Origin of the sequence: Flavobacterium sediminis (assembly GCF_003148385.1) — a bacterium.
GTDB classification, from domain to species: domain Bacteria; phylum Bacteroidota; class Bacteroidia; order Flavobacteriales; family Flavobacteriaceae; genus Flavobacterium; species Flavobacterium sediminis.
Genome location: NZ_CP029463.1, coordinates 3,352,641 through 3,370,099, shown reverse-complemented (window position 1 = coordinate 3,370,099; position 17,459 = coordinate 3,352,641). Strand labels below are relative to the sequence as shown.

Annotated in this window: 16 protein-coding genes; 15 read left to right on the top strand and 1 reads right to left on the bottom strand. The window is 34.6% G+C overall.

Features of this window, described 5'->3' with window-relative positions:
• Positions 1 to 26: 26 nt before the first annotated feature.
• Together DI487_RS15635 and DI487_RS15630 are read left to right on the top strand one after the other, a co-directional pair.
• Positions 27 to 2,105, top strand: a complete 2,079-nt coding sequence (locus DI487_RS15635; protein ID WP_109570483.1) for a M1 family metallopeptidase — start codon at positions 27 to 29, stop codon at positions 2,103 to 2,105.
• Positions 2,105 to 3,019, top strand: coding sequence for a patatin-like phospholipase family protein (locus DI487_RS15630; RefSeq protein ID WP_109570482.1), 915 nt, complete (start codon positions 2,105 to 2,107; stop codon positions 3,017 to 3,019). The genes DI487_RS15635 and DI487_RS15630 overlap by 1 nt, the downstream gene beginning before the upstream one ends.
• Here the strand turns inward: DI487_RS15630 and DI487_RS15625 are convergent.
• Positions 3,016 to 3,537 (bottom strand): DUF7935 family protein, encoded by a 522-nt coding sequence (locus tag DI487_RS15625; RefSeq protein WP_109570481.1) that lies wholly within the window; start codon positions 3,535 to 3,537, stop codon positions 3,016 to 3,018. The genes DI487_RS15630 and DI487_RS15625 overlap by 4 nt on opposite strands.
• 155 nt (positions 3,538 to 3,692) lie before the next feature.
• Between DI487_RS15625 and DI487_RS15620 the strand changes: the two genes are divergently transcribed.
• From DI487_RS15620 to DI487_RS15560, 13 genes are all read left to right on the top strand, one after another.
• Entirely contained in the window at positions 3,693 to 6,026 is a 2,334-nt protein-coding gene (locus tag DI487_RS15620) for an ATP-dependent helicase (RefSeq protein ID WP_109570480.1), read from the top strand.
• A gap of 65 nt (positions 6,027 to 6,091) precedes the next feature.
• A complete protein-coding gene (locus DI487_RS15615) occupies positions 6,092 to 6,712 on the top strand; it encodes an L-threonylcarbamoyladenylate synthase (protein WP_109570479.1) in 621 nt (206 codons plus the stop codon).
• A 24-nt stretch (positions 6,713 to 6,736) separates the two neighbouring features.
• Positions 6,737 to 7,717, top strand: coding sequence for a phosphotransferase (locus DI487_RS15610; protein ID WP_109570478.1), 981 nt, complete (start codon positions 6,737 to 6,739; stop codon positions 7,715 to 7,717).
• Between the two features lie 253 nt (positions 7,718 to 7,970).
• On the top strand, positions 7,971 to 8,342 hold the full coding sequence (locus DI487_RS15605; protein WP_109570477.1) for a DUF2147 domain-containing protein: 372 nt from the start codon (positions 7,971 to 7,973) through the stop codon (positions 8,340 to 8,342).
• 4 nt (positions 8,343 to 8,346) lie between these two features.
• A complete protein-coding gene (locus DI487_RS15600) occupies positions 8,347 to 9,666 on the top strand; it encodes a TolC family protein (protein ID WP_170108225.1) in 1,320 nt (439 codons plus the stop codon).
• 4 nt (positions 9,667 to 9,670) lie between these two features.
• Complete coding sequence (locus DI487_RS15595) at positions 9,671 to 10,756, top strand: efflux RND transporter periplasmic adaptor subunit (RefSeq protein ID WP_109570475.1); 1,086 nt, start codon at positions 9,671 to 9,673, stop codon at positions 10,754 to 10,756.
• Positions 10,757 to 10,758: 2 nt separating this feature from the next.
• Positions 10,759 to 12,000 carry an ABC transporter permease gene (locus DI487_RS15590; protein WP_109570474.1) on the top strand — a complete coding sequence of 414 codons (1,242 nt, stop codon included), beginning with the start codon at positions 10,759 to 10,761 and terminating at the stop codon, positions 11,998 to 12,000.
• 12 nt (positions 12,001 to 12,012) lie between these two features.
• Positions 12,013 to 12,687 (top strand): ABC transporter ATP-binding protein, encoded by a 675-nt coding sequence (locus DI487_RS15585; RefSeq protein WP_109570473.1) that lies wholly within the window; start codon positions 12,013 to 12,015, stop codon positions 12,685 to 12,687.
• Positions 12,688 to 12,698: 11 nt separating this feature from the next.
• Positions 12,699 to 13,586, top strand: coding sequence for a DUF6268 family outer membrane beta-barrel protein (locus DI487_RS15580; RefSeq protein WP_146193501.1), 888 nt, complete (start codon positions 12,699 to 12,701; stop codon positions 13,584 to 13,586).
• 14 nt (positions 13,587 to 13,600) lie between these two features.
• Positions 13,601 to 14,581 (top strand): sensor histidine kinase, encoded by a 981-nt coding sequence (locus DI487_RS15575; protein ID WP_109570471.1) that lies wholly within the window; start codon positions 13,601 to 13,603, stop codon positions 14,579 to 14,581.
• Positions 14,578 to 15,327 (top strand): LytR/AlgR family response regulator transcription factor, encoded by a 750-nt coding sequence (locus DI487_RS15570; RefSeq protein WP_109570470.1) that lies wholly within the window; start codon positions 14,578 to 14,580, stop codon positions 15,325 to 15,327. The genes DI487_RS15575 and DI487_RS15570 overlap by 4 nt, the downstream gene beginning before the upstream one ends.
• A gap of 417 nt (positions 15,328 to 15,744) precedes the next feature.
• Positions 15,745 to 16,170, top strand: coding sequence for a hypothetical protein (locus DI487_RS15565; protein WP_146193500.1), 426 nt, complete (start codon positions 15,745 to 15,747; stop codon positions 16,168 to 16,170).
• A 177-nt stretch (positions 16,171 to 16,347) separates the two neighbouring features.
• Entirely contained in the window at positions 16,348 to 17,439 is a 1,092-nt protein-coding gene (locus tag DI487_RS15560; protein ID WP_218925804.1) for an efflux RND transporter periplasmic adaptor subunit, read from the top strand.
• The last annotated feature ends 20 nt before the right edge of the window (positions 17,440 to 17,459 follow it).

Below are 17,459 nucleotides of genomic sequence, written 5' to 3'. Positions count from 1 at the left end.
AAATTTGGAAAAATATAAAAAAATCCATGAAACTTTATCTAAGCTTTTTATTGTTCTCGATTACCTCATTATATGCCCAACAATTTCCAACAGTAGATTTTATAAAATGTAATGCCTATGTTAAGCCCGACTTTAATGAAAAGAGCATTTCAGGAACCGTAGAATACGAGTTTGTAGTACATAAAAAACCGGACACGATTAGTATTGATGCTGTAGCAATGGATTTTGATGAGGTAAAGATCAACGGAAAAAATGCCAAGTTTGTGAATTCGGGCAAAGCTTTAAAATTGTTTAAAGGCTATAAAAAGGGAAAAAATAAGGTAACGTTTCATTATAGTGCCAAGCCGAAACAAACACTTTATTTTGTAGGAACTCCGGAAGATTATCAGATTTGGACGCAAGGGCAGGGGAAATACACCAGTCATTGGTTGCCTAGTTTTGACGATGTGAACGAGAAAGTGATTTTTAATTTGAATATTGATTTTAATAGTCGTTATGATGTTTTGTCTAATGGACTAATTTCCTCTCCACTGGTTTCAGATGCTAATGAAACAATATGGTCTTATTCCATGAAAAAACCAATGGCTTCTTATCTGGTGATGTTAGCTATAGGTAATTTTGTAGAGCAAACAGAAATTACTTCGTCCGGAACTATTTTAGAATACCACTTAGACCGAAAAGACAGTTTAAAATTTGAACCTACCTATCGACATTCCAAACAAATATTTGAGTTTTTAGAACAGGAAATCGGTATTAAATATCCGTGGGAAGTCTATCGACAAGTTCCGGTACGTGACTTTTTATACGCCGGAATGGAAAATACGACTTCAACGATATTTGCTCAGGATTTTGTAGTAGATTCTATCGGTTACAATGACAAGCGTTATCTGAACGTCAATGCACACGAATTGGCACATCAATGGTTCGGTGATTTGGTTACCGCTACATCAGGAGTTCACCATTGGTTACAGGAAGGTTTTGCTACCTATTATGCTTTATTGGCAGAACAATCGGTTTTTGGTGACGATTATTTTTACTATCAGTTATGGGAAATGGCGCGCCAGCTAGAACAAGCCAAAGCAACGGATACCGAACCCATCTTAAGTGAAAAAGCAAGTTCACTGACCTATTACAAAAAAGGAGCTTGGGCACTACATGCTTTACGCAGTGACATCGGTGCGGAAAATTTCAAAAAAGCAGTCAAGACCTATTTGGAAAAATATGCTTATAAGAATGTAAATACAGATGAGTTTCTGGCTGAAATACAAAAAGTATCACCGGATTATAATATAGCCAGTTTTAAGAAAAATTGGTTAGAAACGGCAGGATTCGATTTTGAAGGCATTCAAAAATATTTAGAAGGAAATTCATTTATAGAACAGTTTTACGAAGTAATCAACAGTTATCAGATTCCTTTTGCCGACAAAAAGGAACGTTACGAAGCCTTAATGCAATCGGATGTGTATACACCGGTAAAAACTGAAATTTTATACCAGTGTAAAAGTGTTCCGCTTAAAGAAAAACAACATTTGATAGAATTAGCAATGGCTACCGGTAACATAAAAGTAAGGCAAGCCGTTGCCCAAACAGTAGGTTTTATTCCGTCGACCTTTCAGGATTCATTTGAAACCTTATTAAAGGATAAATCATATATTACACGAGAAATTGCTTTATTCAAGCTTTGGAAAAGTTTTAAAGACTTGCAATACCAGTATACAGAAATGAGCAATGGTTGGGAAGGTTTGAATTATAATCTGAAAATTGCCAATTTAACTTTAAAGTTAGTTACAAAAGGGATTGATCCTAATACTAAAATAGAAGCTATAGCTGAGTTAGAGAGCCTGACCAAAGCACCTTATGAAATGATCGTAAGGGAATCGGCTATTGAGACACTTTTAACTTTAAAAATTCCGTCCGAACAAAATTTGATCAGTATTTTAGATGCGACAATGCATCATAAATGGCAATTTGTTAAATTTGGAAAAGATAAGATCAGAAGGTTGCTTTCCGATGAAAAAGGACGTCAGGATTATTTAGCCATTCAGCCAAAACTTTCAGAGAAGCAACAGGAACGATTAGCACAATTTTTAAAAGAAACGGAATAATGAAAGCATTGGTCATTTCGGGAGGAGGAAGCAAAGGAGCATTTGCCGGCGGAGTAGCACAATATTTAATTGAAGACTTGCATAAAGATTATGAGTTATACCTGGGAACATCTACCGGAAGTTTATTGGTTTCACATTTAGCGTTACAAGAAGTAGAAAAAATAAAAGAAGTCTATACTTCAGTTACTCAAAATAGCATTTTTAGCAATTGTCCGTTCCAAATCAAAAAGCGTTTTGGTGAAGATACTATCGAAATCAATCACTTTAATGTCATTCGAAATTTCTTAAAAGGATCTAAAACCTTTGGCGAAAGCAAGAATTTACGAAAATTATTAGGCGAAGTATTTACAGAAGAAGAATTTATAAAACTCCAAAAAAGCACTAAAGAAGTTATTGTAACAGTATCAAACTTATCGTTGAATACAGTAGAATACAAATCGGTTAACGATTTTAGTTATGAAGACTTTTGTGATTGGGTTTGGATTTCCTGTAATTATATTCCGTTTATGTCGCTGGTGCGAAAAAATGGCTGTGAATATGCTGATGGTGGTTTTGCGGTGCAAGTACCTATTGAAGAAGCCATAAGAAGAGGAGCAAAACACGTTGATGCCATTATTTTACATACCGAAACGCCTTTGTTTAACAGAATGCCGTCGAGAAGTCCGTTTACAGCACTGACCAATTTGTTTTCCTATATGATGGATCGTATCGAGTATCAAAACATTAAAATAGGAAAATACGAAGCTAAAATAAAAGACACCACAATTAACTTTTATTACACGCCTACTTTGTTGACTACTAATTCATTAATCTTTAAAAAAGAAGAGATGAAAGACTGGTGGCATAAAGGATATCAGTATGCCCAACAAAAAGATGTGGACACACAAGAGATACAAGGAGAAGATAACGGCTAGAATACCTTTTTCAACTCTTCTTTGATAAAGGCAATGGCAATGTCCGTTGCTGATTCACTTTCCGTCAGATCCGTTAAGATAGCTTGTCGCATTTCATCTGCAGTAGTAATACCTTCTGTAATCGATTTGTTACGGATCAGAGTGATCACACTATTTTTTGCTTTTAAGATAATTTCCCAGGCTTCATTGGAAACATACACCTGTTGCGTAATATTATGCTCATATTCCGTTTGAATGGTATGCACTAATAGTGTGGCATAATTTTGCGGATCTAAGCCGTTAGAAGGTACTCGTAATAACAATTGTACCGGATTGATGCGTTCCAGAAATAAAACCAGACGCTCATAAGCCTGTAAGCGGATAGGTAACGATTGTTTCTGGTTTTGTTTTAATAGTTCAAAACGTCTTTTACTGTCTTCGTTGTTAAAAAATTTCTGAAACAAAAGAAAAGCAGTTCCGCCGGTAATTAGTGCCGGTAAAGTATAAGCTGCAAGCTCTATAATTTTATCTGTACTCATCCTGAATTAAAAATTGGTACACAAAATAAAACTAATCTTTTGGAAATTGCAAACCGAATGTCCATTCAAATTGTTAAATGGTTAATAACTTCTCTTGTAATAACCCTGTGCATGTTGTATTTTTGTAGCTTAGTTAAAACTTTGGAAACGAACTTATGCAGCAGTATATAGACCAATTAAACGAAGCACAACGCGCACCGGTATTACAAAAAGACGGACCTATGATCGTCATTGCAGGAGCAGGCTCAGGGAAAACCCGTGTATTGACCATGCGTATTGCTTATTTGATGAGTCAGGGAGTTGATGCTTTTAATATTTTAGCTTTGACTTTTACCAATAAGGCCGCACGTGAAATGAAAACCCGTATTGCCGGTATTGTGGGAAACAACGAAGCTAAAAACCTTTGGATGGGGACTTTTCACTCTATTTTTGCTAAGATCTTACGTATCGAAGCCGATAAATTAGGTTATCCGTCTAATTTTACGATCTATGATACTCAGGATTCTGTTCGCCTTATCGGGGCAATTATCAAAGAAATGCAGTTGGATAAGGATGTATATAAACCTAAGCAAGTATTAGGCCGTATCTCACAATATAAAAATTCATTGATTACGGTGAGAGCTTATTTCAATAATCCTGAATTGCAGGAAGCCGATGCAATGAGTAAAAAACCGCGTTTGGGTGAGATTTACGAAAATTATGTAGAACGCTGCTTCAAGTCGGGGGCTATGGATTTTGATGACCTTCTATTAAAAACCAACGAATTATTGAATCGTTTTCCCGATGTTTTAGCTAAATATCAGGATCGTTTCCGTTATATTCTGGTCGATGAGTATCAGGATACCAATCATTCACAATATTTGATTGTTCGGGCACTTTCCGACAGATTTCAGAATATTTGTGTGGTAGGAGATGATGCGCAAAGTATTTATGCTTTTAGAGGTGCCAATATTAATAACATCCTGAATTTCCAAAAAGATTACGATGGCGTTAAGATGTATCGATTGGAACAAAATTACCGATCAACCCGAAATATTGTAGAAGCAGCCAATAACGTTATTGATAAAAATAAGACTAAACTGGAGAAAGTGGTCTGGACGGATAATGCAGAAGGACCGAAGATCAAAGTTCATCGCAGTTTGACTGACGGTGAAGAGGGACGTTTTGTAGCCTCGACCATTTTTGAACAAAAAATGCAGCATCAATTACCGAATTCCCATTTTGCGGTATTGTACAGAACCAATGCTCAATCCCGTTCCATTGAAGATGCTTTGCGTAAACGCGATATTCCGTATCGTATTTACGGTGGTTTATCATTTTACCAACGCAAAGAGATCAAAGATGTGCTAGCTTATCTGCGTTTGATTATTAACCCTAAGGACGAAGAAGCCTTAGTGCGTGTTATCAATTATCCGGCTAGAGGGATAGGGGATACAACAGTAGAGAAATTAACCGTAGCAGCCAATCACTACAAGCGTTCTATTTTTGAAATAATGGAACATATTGATAAGATCGACTTGCGATTGAATTCAGGGACTAAAGCTAAGTTGAATGATTTTGTGACCATGATCAAAAGTTTTCAGGTAATTAATGAAAATCAGGATGCTTTTTATCTGGCAGAGCATGTGACCAAAAAAACAGGCTTGGTTCAGGAATTGAAAAAGGACGGAACACCGGAAGGAATTGCCCGAATCGAGAATATTGAAGAATTACTGAACGGTATTAAGGACTTTATTGAAGGACAAAAAGAAGTGGACGGTGCTCGTGGAGCCTTGTCTGAATTTTTAGAAGATGTGGCTTTAGTTACTGATCTGGACAAAGATACCGGAGATGATGATCGGGTTGCTTTGATGACGATACATCTGGCAAAAGGATTAGAATTTCCACATGTGTTCATTGTAGGGATGGAAGAAGACCTGTTTCCGAGTGCGATGAGTATGAATACCCGAAGCGAACTGGAAGAAGAACGTCGCTTGTTCTATGTAGCCTTGACCAGAGCAGAACATCAGGCTTATCTGACCTATGCGCAATCACGTTATCGCTGGGGAAAATTAGTAGATAGTGAACCTTCTCGTTTTATAGAGGAAATAGACGACCGTTATTTAGAGCACCTTAATATGGAAACCAATACATCCTATCGCTACAAACCGATGATGGATGTGGATATTTTCGGAGAAGTGGATAAATCAAAATTGCGTTTATCCAAACCGGTAAGTAGTACTCCGCCAAAATATATAACAGATCAGGAACCACAGAAACCGAATATCCGAAAGTTAAAACCTGTTTCAGGGATTAAGACACAAGGGAATGCTAATTTATTTGATAACAATTTGGTCGTGGGGAATATAGTGATGCACGAACGCTTCGGAAAAGGACAGATCGTGAGTTTAGAAGGTGTAGGAGCTGATAGAAAAGCAGAGATCAGATTTGAAGTAGGGGGCTTAAAGAAACTCTTGCTCAAATTTGCAAAACTGGAGGTTATCGGATAAAACGGATCTCATGTTGATTCACAATTCTAAACAAAAAAACGGAAACAAAAGAAACAAAAATTAGTATGGCAGAGTTTATCAAAATATACGAAGACAAGCCCAGTGAAGCTGCTATTCAAAAAGTAGTTGATGTATTGCGCAGCGGAGGGTTGGTTATTTATCCTACAGATACAGTCTATGGTTTGGGATGTGATATTACAAATTCCCGGGCTTTGGAGCGCATTGCCAAGATAAAAGGGGTAAAGTTGGAAAAAGCTAATTTTTCCTTTGTATGTAGTGATCTGAGTAATATTTCCGATTACATTAAGCAGATAGACACTTCTACATTTAAAATTCTGAAAAGAGCATTACCCGGACCTTATACTTTTATTTTGCCGGGGAATAATGATTTGCCTAAAGAATTCAGAAAAAAGAAAACTGTCGGGATTCGTGTACCGGATAATAATATTGCCATACAAATTGTAAAAATGCTGGGAAACCCTATTGTTTCAACTTCTATTTATGACGAAGATGAGGTATTGGAATACTCAACAGATCCGGAATTAATCTTTGAAAAATGGCAAAACAAAGTCGATATGGTAATTGACGGTGGTTACGGAGATAATGTAGCGTCGACAATCATTGATCTGTCAGGCTATGAGCCGGAAGTGATCCGCGAGGGAAAAGGAAGTTTAGATATTTTTTAATTACGTATAATTATCAAAAACAAAATGACCTCTTTTCCGGTAATAGCTTCAACCCTATCAGAAGTAGCATTAGAAAAATTTATAAAGGAAAAATACCATCTAACAAAAAATCTTCATTGTAAATTATTTAGAACAGGAGTAAATCACACCTATTTTATTTCGGATAACGAAATTCAATTTGTTTTTAGGGTGTATTGCTATGAATGGCGAACTAAAATTGAAATAGAAGAAGAATTAAAACTTCTAAATCTTCTCAAAGACAATTCACTCCCAATTTCCTATCCCATTTCAGATATAAATGGAAACTTCATTCAAGAAATTAATGCTCCTGAAGGAATTCGGTATGCAGTACTTTTTTCATTTGCTAAAGGTGAAAAAATGAGGTTTATGACGAATGAAACTTGCTTTGCCATTGGTGCTACAATTGGTAAAATACACAATGTTACAGCTGATGAAAAAATAGATAGAGTAAACTATACTTCAGATGCTCTTTTAAATAAACCGTATGATCTATTGAGTTCTTTTTTTTCTGAAGAATTAAGTGAAATGAAATATATCAAGCAAATTTCCAAGCAAATTAAAGAAAGTAATTTGTTTGCAAGTCAAAAAGGAATTGTTCATCTTGATATTTGGTATGATAATTTAAGTGTAAATAAGGATAATCAAATTACTATTTTCGACTTTGATAATTGTGGAAACGGTTATTTAATTTTAGATATCGGTTATTTTTGTAAACAGCTATTTTTCATTGAGTCAGACAAGAACGAATATGAGATGAAAGTTAAAAGTTTTTTAAATGGATACAAAAAAGAAAGAAATTTATCAGATGAAGAACTAACATTAATTCCAGGAGCAGGAGCATCTATTTTTATATTTTATCTTGGTGTTCAAGCACAAAGATTTGATTGGTCCAATATATTTTTTACAGAAAATTATCTAAAGATGTTCGTTGGCAGAATCCAAAATTGGATGGATTATTATGAAGCAAAAAACAGCAATGTTTAATGCCCTTTAATTATGGATTTAGCTAAAATTCATGATGTCAGATTTTATTTCACTTCCGATGCCATTGGGCAAACCTTTTAAAGCGGTAATCAAGTTTTCGATAGTATTACTTGTTTCTTCTGTAGATTCATAAATATCAAATTTAAATTCTCTTTAAAATTAGGCCGCTTCAGGCTACAAAATGTTCATTTCACGCCATTACAAAATAAGTACTTGAAAATACTGATGCAACTTTGTGTCATTCAAAAAAGAAATGATGTACAAAGTAATTTTAGTTCTGACTGTTTTCGCTTTTTCTTTAGTCGGAAAGGCACAAACAGCAGATCCATTAAAAGGCAAATGGATCAATGAAGAAAAAAACCGCATTTTAGAATTTGTTAAGACAGATTCCGGTTATGAAGCCGTTATCGTAAAAGCAGAAGAGCAGTCTTTAATAGGTAAAAAACAAATAACCGGTCTTAGGTTAGAAGAGACTGATTCTTATAAAGACGGCGTTTTATATATTTTTCAAAAGAACAGAACAGCATCTTGTTCTGTTAAAATTTTAGACTCTGATGCTATAGAGTTAAAGGCTACTATTGGAATATTTTCCCGAAAACAAAAATGGACCAGATACAATGGTTGATACAATGGAAAATATTCTTAAAAGTATTGCAGTCTTGTTTTTGCTTTGTATTGCTTTGGAAACTAAAGCTCAGGTTAATTTTAGTTCGTTAGAAGAAGTGTTGCGCTATGCTGACGAACATGAAATTTCGATACGTTCCGCAGGTTTACAGGAAAAGATCTATACCTCTGAATCCAGAAAGTCAAAAATGGCATTATTACCTTCAGTAAATGCTCAGGCCGGATACAATGATAATATTACTTTACAACCTACTTTAGTACCTTCTGATTTTCTGAATCCTTCTGCTTCATCCGGAACATATCAGGAGTTTACTTTCGGTAGAAAATATGTCTATACTACAGGATTTACAGCAAATTGGGATATTCTGGATTTTCAGAAGTGGTTTGCAGTTAAAACGGCAAAAAGCCAACAGGAAAAAGGAAGTATACAGCGAATGTATACACGGTATTCTGTTTATAATTTGTTAGCCAATACATATTACAGTATTCTGTTGTCTGAAAAATCATTAGAAATTCAATCTCAAAATTACCTGATCATGCAACGTATTTATAAAAATGCCGAAAATAAATACAAGGCTGGTATCATTTCGCAAGAAGCATTGAACAGGGCTCATATACAATTACTGCAGGTAAAAAATAACAAAGAAGCTGTTTCACATTCTTTGCAGGAATTGTACAATGATTTGCAGTCACAATTAGGAATAGAGGATGCTCTGAATATGACGGAAGAGTTAACGTATTTCGGTCAGGATAATGATATCGAAGGAAGTTTTACGGAACATCCGGAAGTTGTATTGCAACAAGCTGAATTAAAAATAACGTCTTCAAAATTGCAAGAAGCTAGAGCGGCACAGTTTCCATCATTAAGCATTGGTTACCAATATAATTACAGCTGGGCAACAGATAGTTTTATGGAGTTTCAAAATGCCAATGAGCTTCCGCAACAGATCTTAGGACTAAAATTAACTGTTCCCATTCTGAATGGTAGTACAGTACACGAGCAGATCCGCCAAATGAAGATTTCACAGGAGCAACAAAAAATTACGTTGGAAGCTCAAAAGCTGAAATCCGGTAAAGAAGATGAAAATCTGATCTTAGCTTTCAATAGTTCAAAGGAAGAGTTAGAAAACAGGGAAGAGATCGTATCACTTCAAAGTACCAATGACCGCCATACAGATAATCAATACGAAAGTGGGATCATAAGTCTGGAAGAACGATTGGATAGATTTCAGGATCTGTTGAATGTGCAGAATGATTACCTGCAAAGTTTCGGTAATTACTGTTTGAACTATTACAAATTATACATACGAAACCTAAACTACTAATACTATGTCTTGGAATTATAAATATATGATTTTGTTATCTGTTGTTCTATTGATTGCCTGCAACAGAGATAAGAAAGTGTCTCCTGTTCGAAAAAGCATTCAGGAAGCCGTTTTTGCCAGTGGTACCCTATCACAGGAAAACGAATTTTATCTGGCAGCGGGTTATGACGGAGTACTCAAAAATGTAAACTATAAAGAAGGTGAGTCCATACAAGGGAATGCGGTGTTTGCCACAATAGAGCATAATGTTCAGAGGAATCAATTGGAAGAGGCTCAGCTTAATTATAAAGACGCACAGTTTAATTCGTCTGCTCAATCGTTACAGTTAAAACAATTGAATGCACAGATAGAGCAGGCAAAAGCACAAGAAGCATTAGATTATAAAAATTATCTGCGATATAGAGAATTACGGGAACAAAATTCGGTTTCGGCATTAGACTTTGAAAAAGCTGAGTTACAGTATAAAACCTCATCAGAGCAATTGCAATTGCTTCAGAGTCAATATTTGGATATGGAGAAAACGCTGCGTCTTGCAAAAGAAAAAAGTTTGTCACAACTCAACTCCCAAAAAGAGATATATGACGATTATTTTGTGAAATCGGATAAACCGGGAATCGTACTGAATGTATATAAAAAAGAAGGAGAACTAGTAAAAAGAGGAGAAATAATAGCTAAGATCGGTAGTGGTTCTTATTTAGCCAAATTATTTATAGCAGAAGACGATATTGTTAAGATCAGGAACGGACAACGAGCAGCAATACAGCTCAATACTTATCCGGATGAGCTATTTGAAGGACACATTACTAAGATTTGGCCCGCGTTTGATGAAACCGAACAATCGTATGTAGTAGAAGCCCGTTTTGAGCAAATGCCCAAAGAGATATTTTCAGGAACCCAATTACAAGCTAATATTGAATTGGAAGTGCATCAAAATGTGATGGTTATCCCGATAAAAGCCTTAATAAAGGGTAAGTATGTAAAGTTAGAGAACGGTGAAGAAATAGAAGTTCAAACCGGATATAAGAATGAGGAATGGATAGAAATAAAATCAGGTTTAAAAGATAATGATGTGCTAATTGAAATGCCATAACTATGAACTATACCAATTATAAAATATCATGGGTACACCTGACCTCCAGAATCCGTCAGCTCATTGTAGCCGTATTGAGCGTTACGTTCGGAATTTCCATGTATATTTTCATGAACAGTTTCATGAATGGTGTAAATGATGCCCAAACAGAGATCACCTTTACGTCAATGTCTCATATAAAAGTGTATAATGATCTGCCCCAAAAAAGCCCACTCTTTTTGCCCCATTCAATGATGAGTGATACACTGATTATGCTGAGTAATCCTAAGCGGATCAACTATACCGAAGGTATACGAAACGTTCAGGAAGTTTCAGATATTTTAATGAGAGATAAAGATGTAAAGGCTGTTTCGGCTCAATTAAGTGAAAATGTATTCTTCAGAAATGGTGTAACCAAAGTAAATGGTGTTTTATATGGCGTCAATGTAGAAGATGATGACAGGCTTTTCCATACAGCGCAGTATCTTACAGAAGGCGATCTATTTCAGTTGACCAAAAGAACGGACGGAATTGTATTAGGAACCGGTTTAGCAGATAAGATCAGTGCTAAATTAGAGGATAATATTTCATTGACCACCTCAGAAGGGGTGACCAGAATTTTTAAAGTGGTCGGATTGATTGAAACGGGAAATGCAGGTGTAGACAAAACCAAGGCTATAATCTCCATTCTTTCTGCCCGACAACTTTTATCTAAGAACAGAAGTTATGTTACTGAAGTCTTAGCTAATGTTTCAGATTATAACACAGCACCGGAAATAGCACAACGCATACAACCTTTTACAGATTATAAAGTAGAACCCTGGCAGGAAGGCAACAGCCAGTTAGAATCAGCGAATGTACTGCGTGATATTTTAGCAGTGGTTGTTTCTTTGACTATACTAATCGTAGCCGGCTTCGGAATATACAATATTATGAACATGACCGTAAACGAAAAAATGAGAGAAATAGCCATTCTTAAAGCTATGGGATTTGGCGGCAATGATATAGTCAATATCTTCTTAACACAATCTTTAATTATTGGTATGTTAGGAGGCTGTGTAGGGTTATTTTTGGGTTATTTAATCTCTGCAATTGTAGACCGCATTCCTTTTAAAATTGCGTCGTTGACCGACTTGCCCATAGCTTATATTCCAACCGATTATTTTATGGCTTTGTTCTTCGGGTTGGTTATCACTTTTGTAGCCGGCTATCTTCCGGCGAGGAGAGCTTCAAAAATTGATCCGGTAGACATTTTAAGAGGATAAAAAAAAAGTATTATGGATTTTGCACTTTCAGCTAAAAATATCAATAAATTTTTTCATGAGCCGCTTGATTTTCAAGTGCTTCAGAATATTTCTTTTGATGTAATGAAAGGGGAGTTTGTTTCGATAATAGGAAAATCAGGTTCGGGAAAATCGACTCTATTGTATCTGTTATCAACTATGGATACCGATTATACCGGAAAGATCAGTATAAACGGAGTGCCCGTAACCGGTTTAACACAAAACGAACTCGCTTCTTTTAGAAATCAGCATATTGGTTTTGTTTTTCAGTTTCATTATTTATTACCGGAATTTTCCGTATTAGATAATGTGATGTTACCTGCTCTGAAACTCAATAAGCTCTCAAAAGAAGAAATAGAACATCATGCCATGGAATTATTAACATTACTGGATATTAAAGGACACGAAACCAAACAAGCATCCAAAATATCAGGAGGACAACAACAACGGGTAGCCATTGCCAGAGCTCTGATTAATGAGCCTGCTATCATTATGGGTGATGAGCCTACCGGAAACTTAGACTCTAAAAATACCAAAATTGTTTTCGACATCTTTAGGCAATTGGCAAAAGAAAGAGGTCAGACCATTATTGCAGTGACACACGATGATGAGTTTGCCGCGAATTGCGATAGGATAATAGAACTAGTTGATGGTAAAATTTTAAGTTAATTTGAATTGAAGTGAATAGGTTAATTATTTTTGTAGTAGTACTAAGTTTCAGTTGTTCTCCTTTTTTAAGATCTCAGACTAAGGAATTTCCCTTAGCAGGGATATCATATCAATACGATAAGTTGAAGTATGAGGATATAGACGGTTATGTGACTTCATGGGATGCTTTTATCAATTATCCGATAAAAAAAGTAAACAAAAGTGTTTTTTTAGGAAAAATGCAGTTGATCGCCCGATCGTTTGTCGACTTAGAGGATTCATATAATCAGAAAGTTTATGGTTTGGAAAATAACTTCTTTTGGAATACAACGTTGGCTAATCAGGATAAATGGATCGTTTGGGGTCAGGCAGGTCTTTTTTCTGATTTTGTCGATATAAGCGAAAAAGATATCAGGTATTCAATAGGTTTTCACTATTTGGATTATTGGCATGATCGTTTAAAGACAGGGTACGGAATAGGATATAGCCGACAATTTTACGGTCATCAGATCAATCCTTTTTTATCGATTGATTACCGCATTAATCCGAAGTTGAAATTGACAGGAATGTTACCTGTTCGTCCTAAATTAACGTATCAGATGACTGAAAACTGGAGTTGGAGCAATGAGTTTTACGGTAATGTAGATACTTTCAGGTTATCGGAAACGGAGTATGAAAATAGTTTTATTCGGATCAATAATTGGTATTACTTAAGCAAAATAGAATATTTGTTAAAAAAACACCATTTGTTTACAATAGGAGTCGGGTTTGATTTTGCCCATAACTTGAAGTTTTATAATGATTCTAATGCCGGTACTATAACTTTATTTACCTTTGATTTAAATGAAGCCGTAAAGCCTGTCAGTGAGTTGAAAACCAGAGGGTTTAAATTTCAGGTCAGTTATCGTTTTATATTGTAATAATTTTAAAAATTATGATGAAGACTCCTATAAACAGAATATTACCTTTTGCATTATCCTTTTTGTTACCGGTAATAAATTTAGTGAGCAATAAAGAAACCAATGATTCAATCGGAAGTTTCTATGATTATCTGGAACGTTGGTTTATAACCTCTGTCATATTAGTGGTTTTATGGTTTTTAATACGTTTTATTACTAAAAAAGGAAGTGTTTTCAATTGGGGAAAGATTGTGGTCTCTGTTTTAGTGCTTTTAGCATTTTTTTACACATTACTCTCTTATACAGTTTTTGTAGAACTCGGTCTCAAATGGAACATGATTATTAAATTTCTGTTTGCTACTACACTTTTTCTGGTCATTCAGTATGCATTATATGCAAATAAAAGTATTATGCGTTTAGAATTGGTAAACGAACAGATGAAGACAGAAAATTATAAAGTACAATTAGATGCTTTGCGCACAAAAGTGGATCCCCATTTTTTGTTTAACTCGTTGAATACTTTGAGAACTATGATCCGTAACAAGCATGAACATGCCGAACAATTTGTTTTAAGCTTATCTGATTTTTACAGACAAACACTAAAGTATAATGAGTGTACTGTAATTCCGTTACGAGACGAAGTTGAGGTTTTAAAGTCGTATCTTTTTTTAATGAAGAGCCGTAATGAAGATGCAGTGCAAATCACGATATCGATCGATGAAAATCGTTTGAAAGCTTTGATACCGACTTTGGCGTTACAAACGGTTGTAGAAAATTGTTTTAAACACAATTCCATGACGGCCAAAAAACCGATTTTTATCGCGATAACAACTGATGAAAATGATACGTTAAAAGTGATAAACAATTTACAACCGAAACTGGAAGTAAAAGAGCAATCCGGTTTTGGCTTAGCCGATTTGGTAAAACGCTATGAGCTATTGGGAGTAAAAGATGGTGTAATTGTTGAACAAACAGATGAATTTTTTGAAGTAATATTAAAACTAATTACTGTATGAATGTTTTAATTGTAGAAGATGAGAAGCACACAGCTCAGTTATTGAGAGAAATAATCAATAAGCACCCCGATTTTACTGTCGTTGATTCTTTGGAATCGGTAGAAGAGGCTGTAATTTATTTAAGCCAACACCAACAAGAACTGGAATTATTATTCTTTGATATTCAATTAGCAGATGGTCATAGTTTTGAAATATTTAAACATATTGACGTTGTAGTTCCGGTAATATTTTGTACGGCTTATGATGAATATAGTTTACAAGCTATAAAAAATAACGGTATCGATTATATATTAAAGCCTTTTAAAGAAGAAGAAATAGAAAAAGCGTTGTTGAAGTACAAGAGTTTTAGAAATACAATAAAAGCAAAGCCCGTTCCGGTTACAATACAACAAGAAACGGGATCACTTCAGCAATCTTTTTTAAGTCAGTACAGAGAAAAATCTATAATTATAAAAATTAAAGACATTGCTTTGTTTGCCATCGAATTTGAAACAACCTATATGTACTGTTTTGACGGAAAAAAATATCCGTTATACAAAACATTAGATTATGTATCATCAGTTTGTGATGATCAGTTGTTTTTTAGGGTGAACCGACAGATCGTCTTAAATCGTAATGCCGTTACAGCCTTTGAACCTTATTTTAATCGAAAAATACTGGTTCACACCAAGATACAATTCGACCAAAAAATTATTGTAAGTCGTTTAAAAGTAACAGAATTTAAAAAATGGTTGCAAAGCGGGTGATGACCGTTTTTGTTATTTTATTGTAAATAAAATATTGTAATTTGGTAATAAGAAAATGTCCAATAAATGATCTTAGATTCTGAATCCTTTAGTTTTTAATTCAGGTAAGGAAGCATAATAAGTGTAAATAATTGAAATATTTAAAGATTATTCCTTCTTTTCTGTTTAATTGTTTTGCTAAAATTAATATTTTACTAAAATAATTAAGTGATGTTGAAAAAAGCTTTTGTACTAAATTATTCGTAATATTTTAACTTTTAAAAGTAGTTTTATTGTGGTATTCCTATTAGTTTTAACGAAATTATTGAGAATGATTTGTTAATTTTTGAATGCTAAGCTATAAAATTGTGTCATTTAACTATATTTTAAGACCAAGCTCTTGTTTGAAATTACAACTTTACATAATTTTGTTGCGAAATGAGAGAGACTTTTAAAAAATATTTCTTACTATTATGTTTCATCCTTTTGGGTGGGTATGCTCACATGTCTTCCCATACCGTTAAGGAAGTTGCAAACTGTTCTCCTGAGATTATAGCTCAGAGTCTGAGATTAGAAGATAGTGTCTCTTTTCAAACTGATGAAACTTCCGGTAACAAGTTTTCTTTAACAGCTAAAGAAAAGGAACAGGAAAAAATAGAAATAGCCGAAAACGAAATTGAAGAAGAAGAGATACTTCATGTAAAGAAATATCTTGACTATAATAATTATTTCGGGTTGTTTTGTACAAAAGTTCTGGATCCTTATTGCTACTCAAGCGACAAAAGCTTATCTATAGGGAAGTCTTCATTTTTTTATTCCTCTTTAGAATCACTCTATATCGTATTTCGGGTATTTAGACTGTGATTTGATTTTTTTTCAGGTGTTTACGATCTTACATTTTACGCCTGAAACTTCTTGCTTATTATTTATTGTACAAAAAGGGTATCTGTATCATTTTTTAATGAACTGATTTTATCCCCTTTGTACCTTTCTTATTAAATTATCTAAGAAAACCATATCGTTAAAAACCCAAAAGTTATGTTGAAGAGAATTCTCATGTTAATGAGTTTGTCAGTTGTATTGATTAATACAAGTTGTCATTCTGATAAAAAAGATAAAGGTGAACATACCAAGTTCCTGGTAACCAGTCCTGCAATTGCAGACACCATTATCAATAAAAATTATGTGTGTCAGATACGTTCAATAAGTCACATTGAACTTAGAGCACAAGAAAAAGGTTATTTGCAAAACATCTATGTAGATGAAGGGCAACATGTTAAAAAAGGACAGTTGTTGTTTAAGATTATGCCTAATTTATACGAGGCAGATGTTCAAAGAGCTCAGGCTGAATTGAAATATACTGAGATTGAATATCAGAATACTAAAAAATTAGCTGATAATGACGTTGTAGCTCCCAATGAGTTAGCAATGGCAAAAGCTAAATATGAAAAAGCAAAAGCAGAACTTCAATTAATGCAGGTTCACCTACAGTTTACAGACATCAGAGCACCGTTTGATGGGATCATTGACCGTTTTCATGTTCGATTAGGAAGTTTAGTTGATGAAGGTGAACTATTAACAGAGCTATCTGATAATAGTAAAATGTGGGTCTATTTTAATGTTCCGGAAGCTGAGTATTTAGATTATATGACCCAAAATCAATTGAAAAAAGACAATAACTTATTACATGTAGGGCTTGAAATGGCTAACGGTAAAATGTTTGACCATGAAGGTGTTGTGGAAACAATTGAGGCTAATTTCAATAATGAAACCGGTAATATTGCTTTCCGTGCTACGTTCCCTAATCCTAATGGTTTATTGCGTTTCGGTGAAACAGGAAATGTAGTGATAACCACACCGATCAAAAATGCCATGTTGATTCCGCAAAAAGCCACTTATGAAGTACTAGACAAAAAATATGTTTATGTAATTACTAAAGATAACGTGGTTAAAGCAAGAGAAATTGATATAGAGGCTGAAATACCTCACTTATACGTGGTAAGATCAGGTCTTGAGAAAACTGATAAAATCTTGTTGGAAGGTCTCCGAATGGTTAAAGAAAATGAAAAGATTGAAACAAATTTCATGGATCCGAACAAGGTAATGAACAGTCTTGAACTATATGCCGAATAAAACCAGTATCTAAAAAAGAA

Bases quoted from the DNA above. Each gene is read 5' to 3' on its own strand.
- DI487_RS15635 (WP_109570483.1), top strand. From the start codon at position 27: ATGAAACTTTATCTAAGCTTTTTATTGTTCTCGATTACCTCATTATAT.
- DI487_RS15630 (WP_109570482.1), top strand. From the start codon at position 2,105: ATGAAAGCATTGGTCATTTCGGGAGGAGGAAGCAAAGGAGCATTTGCC.
- DI487_RS15625 (WP_109570481.1), bottom strand. From the start codon at position 3,537: ATGAGTACAGATAAAATTATAGAGCTTGCAGCTTATACTTTACCGGCA.
- DI487_RS15620 (WP_109570480.1), top strand. From the start codon at position 3,693: ATGCAGCAGTATATAGACCAATTAAACGAAGCACAACGCGCACCGGTA.
- DI487_RS15615 (WP_109570479.1), top strand. From the start codon at position 6,092: ATGGCAGAGTTTATCAAAATATACGAAGACAAGCCCAGTGAAGCTGCT.
- DI487_RS15610 (WP_109570478.1), top strand. From the start codon at position 6,737: ATGACCTCTTTTCCGGTAATAGCTTCAACCCTATCAGAAGTAGCATTA.
- DI487_RS15605 (WP_109570477.1), top strand. From the start codon at position 7,971: ATGATGTACAAAGTAATTTTAGTTCTGACTGTTTTCGCTTTTTCTTTA.
- DI487_RS15600 (WP_170108225.1), top strand. From the start codon at position 8,347: ATGGAAAATATTCTTAAAAGTATTGCAGTCTTGTTTTTGCTTTGTATT.
- DI487_RS15595 (WP_109570475.1), top strand. From the start codon at position 9,671: ATGTCTTGGAATTATAAATATATGATTTTGTTATCTGTTGTTCTATTG.
- DI487_RS15590 (WP_109570474.1), top strand. From the start codon at position 10,759: ATGAACTATACCAATTATAAAATATCATGGGTACACCTGACCTCCAGA.
- DI487_RS15585 (WP_109570473.1), top strand. From the start codon at position 12,013: ATGGATTTTGCACTTTCAGCTAAAAATATCAATAAATTTTTTCATGAG.
- DI487_RS15575 (WP_109570471.1), top strand. From the start codon at position 13,601: ATGATGAAGACTCCTATAAACAGAATATTACCTTTTGCATTATCCTTT.
- DI487_RS15570 (WP_109570470.1), top strand. From the start codon at position 14,578: ATGAATGTTTTAATTGTAGAAGATGAGAAGCACACAGCTCAGTTATTG.
- DI487_RS15565 (WP_146193500.1), top strand. From the start codon at position 15,745: ATGAGAGAGACTTTTAAAAAATATTTCTTACTATTATGTTTCATCCTT.